We start from the raw sequence: 2,598 nt of genomic DNA on the forward strand, positions 1-2,598 counted from the left end.
CCGTCCAGCTGACCGTATCGTCGTGAGAGACCTTGGTGTCCACCCTCGAGGCGAGTTCCGCACAAGTGGAGCGGCCGTAGGCCAAATAGATACATGGGCCGCGTGAGCGGCYTTCCTTKTCGAACGCGGAGGACGTGTCTGAGCAGCGAGGGTGGRCACCAAGGTCTCCCCGCGAAGCGCCCAAGTGTAGAGAGCGACGGCAAAGCCGAGCCCGCGAAGCCGAAGGCGAGCCATGCGCGAGGTGCTAAAGAATGCCCCGCCCGAAACCCGAGCGGCCAGGCCCCGGTAATCCGCGAAGAACCCAAAAAAGGGCCGCCCGCAGCTCCTTTCGGACGCTGAAAGGTTATCGAAAGATTCTACGAAGAGACTCCGGACTCGTCCCCGCGAAGCTCCCCCCCATGATTGCCCTGCAACGGATTGTTCAGAGCTTCCGCCAGCGTAACGACTGGCAGTCGCGCCGCTCCGCCCGTGTCTACGCGGCAGGGTACGCGGCGCGTTGTCTGCTGGCGCCGCTTCGCCACCTGCGCTGGCTTAGCCTGCTGCAGAGCCATCCTGCCCTACGCGAGGCCACCCGACGCGATGGACGCCTGGTCGAGCGCTGGCAGCACCGTTTCATCAGCCGCCACTTCGGTGCACGCAAGCGTCTCGATGCGCTGATGGATCACTACCGCTTCGTGAGTTCAGCGCTGCCCGAGGGCCTGCTCGAGCACATGATCGCCGACGGCCAGGTCGTGCTCGCCGAAGCTGCCATGAAGAACGGCGAGCCGCTTCGCGTGGTGATCATGCCGCCGACCCGCAAGGGTTGCGAGGGCGAATTGAACATTGCCCTGGCAACTGCCGACGGCACCCTGCTCTTCTCGGCCACGATCACGGTACTGCCCTCGACCGGCGAGCTGTTGGTCGGCTGCCTCCAGGGCCCCAACACCGAGGACGGCCAGGAGCGTGTGCGCCTGGTCACCCGGCACTGCCATGGCCTGCGCCCGAAGAATCTGCTGCTGTCGCTGCTTTATGGTTTCGCTGCCAGCCACGGGTTGCCGCGCCTGCGTGGGATCAGCAACGACGGGCACGCACGTTCGGGGCGCATCAAGGCCAGCTACGACACCTTCTGGATCGAATCCGCTGGTGTGCTCGCGCGCGACGGTTTTTTCGATCTGCCCTCGACCGAGCCCGAACGTAGCGAACTCGAAGTCGCCAGCAAACATCGTTCGGCGTTCCGTCAACGCGAGGTGCTGCGTCGCGAACTGGTGGCCAGCACGATGTTCGCCCTCGGTTTGCCGACACTCGAGGCGCTCATCGCCGGACGCGACGAAAAGCTTCGCGCGGCCTGAGTTTTCAGGCGACGCGGGTTTTCAGTCCAGGCGAATCCCTCAGCCCACGCGGTTCTCGAGTCGGCCGATTCCCGTGATGTCGATCTCGACGAGATCGCCCCGACGTAATGCCGTGGGAGGGCTTCGCCCGATGCCGACGCCTTCCGGCGTACCGGTGGCGATGATGTCGCCAGGCATGAGGGTGATACCTGCCGATATCGTTTCGATAAGCCTCGGAATATCGAAAATCAGGTCGCGCGTATTCGCGTGCTGCCGAAGCTCGCCGTTCACCCGGCAGGAAAGGTCCAGGGCCGCGCCATCGATCGCGTCAGCCGTGACAGCAAACGGTCCCATCGGCGCAAACGTGTCGAACGATTTGCCGAGGAACCACTGCTTGTGTCGCTTCTGCCAGTCGCGTGCCGTCACGTCGTTGATGATGGTGTAGCCCCAGACATGACGCATGGCGTCGGCACGCGTGATGCCTCGCCCACCGACGCCGACGATCACGGCGAGCTCGGCTTCGTAGTCGAGGAAGTCAGTGACTCCCTCCCCTGACCAGATAGCCGAACCGTGGCCGATCACACACTCGGGCGCCTTGGTGAAAACGATGGGATCGGTCGGCAGCTCGTCGGGCGCGCCGGTGTGCCCCGCGTCGAAGCCACTACTGGCGAACTCTTTCGCGTGGGCCGCGTAGTTCTTGCCGACACAGAAGATGTTGCGTCGGGGTCGTGGGATGGGCGCCAGCAACACGACGTTTGCGAGGGCGACGCGCGGGCCTGTCGCCTCGGCGGTACCCGCGAACAGGTGGTGCAGGTCGGACACCAGTCGGCCCTCGGCCGTCAGCGCCGTGACCGATAGACCGTCGTTCGAGACCAGGCCCACATGGACTTCGCCCTCATGGCGATAGGTGGCGTACTTCATGGGATGTCTAGCCTCCGGTGTGTCATTGACTTTCTACATGATGTATTTACACTATGTGTATGCATCAGTCCATCTCTGTCACCGACCTGCCCTGCGCCTGCACCACGATGCGTAAGGCCACCCGCGCCCTGAGCCGCCTCTATGACGACACCCTGGCGCCGTTGGGTGTCACCGTGGCCCAGTTCGGCGTCCTCAAGGCTATCTGGCGCGAACCCGACGTGGCGTTAAGCCGCCTGGCCGATGAAATGGTCATGGACCGCACGTCGCTCTACCGCATGCTCACCCCGATGACCTCGGCGGGCTGGATTGCCATCGCCTCGCCCACGAAAGGCCGGGCCAAGACGGTCGCGCTCACGACAGAGGGACAATC

General features: G+C 64.2%; 3 protein-coding genes. 2 read left to right on the top strand and 1 reads right to left on the bottom strand.

All coding sequences use genetic code 11. The features are described 5' to 3' along the window. Positions 1-398: 398 nt before the first annotated feature. Positions 399-1,328 (top strand): VirK/YbjX family protein, encoded by a 930-nt coding sequence (locus tag AC1DSN_RS21125; RefSeq protein WP_477298367.1) that lies wholly within the window; start codon positions 399-401, stop codon positions 1,326-1,328. Between the two features lie 39 nt (positions 1,329-1,367). Here AC1DSN_RS21125 and AC1DSN_RS21130 read toward each other — a convergent pair whose 3' ends face one another. Continuing rightward, on the bottom strand, positions 1,368-2,228 hold the full coding sequence (locus AC1DSN_RS21130) for a fumarylacetoacetate hydrolase family protein (RefSeq protein WP_477298366.1): 861 nt from the start codon (positions 2,226-2,228) through the stop codon (positions 1,368-1,370). A 59-nt stretch (positions 2,229-2,287) separates the two neighbouring features. On the opposite strand from AC1DSN_RS21130, the gene AC1DSN_RS21135 reads away from it, so the two are divergent. Next, positions 2,288-2,598 (top strand): MarR family winged helix-turn-helix transcriptional regulator (locus tag AC1DSN_RS21135; protein ID WP_477332689.1); only part of this gene is annotated, 311 nt, incomplete at its 3' end.

This window comes from Luteibacter sp. P4_D7_3 (genome assembly GCF_056401735.1).

What these genes read in the sequence shown, in the direction of transcription:
- AC1DSN_RS21125 (WP_477298367.1), top strand. Translation starts at nt 399, where the DNA reads ATGATTGCCCTGCAACGGATTGTTCAGAGCTTCCGCCAGCGTAACGAC.
- AC1DSN_RS21130 (WP_477298366.1), bottom strand. Translation starts at nt 2,228, where the DNA reads ATGAAGTACGCCACCTATCGCCATGAGGGCGAAGTCCATGTGGGCCTG.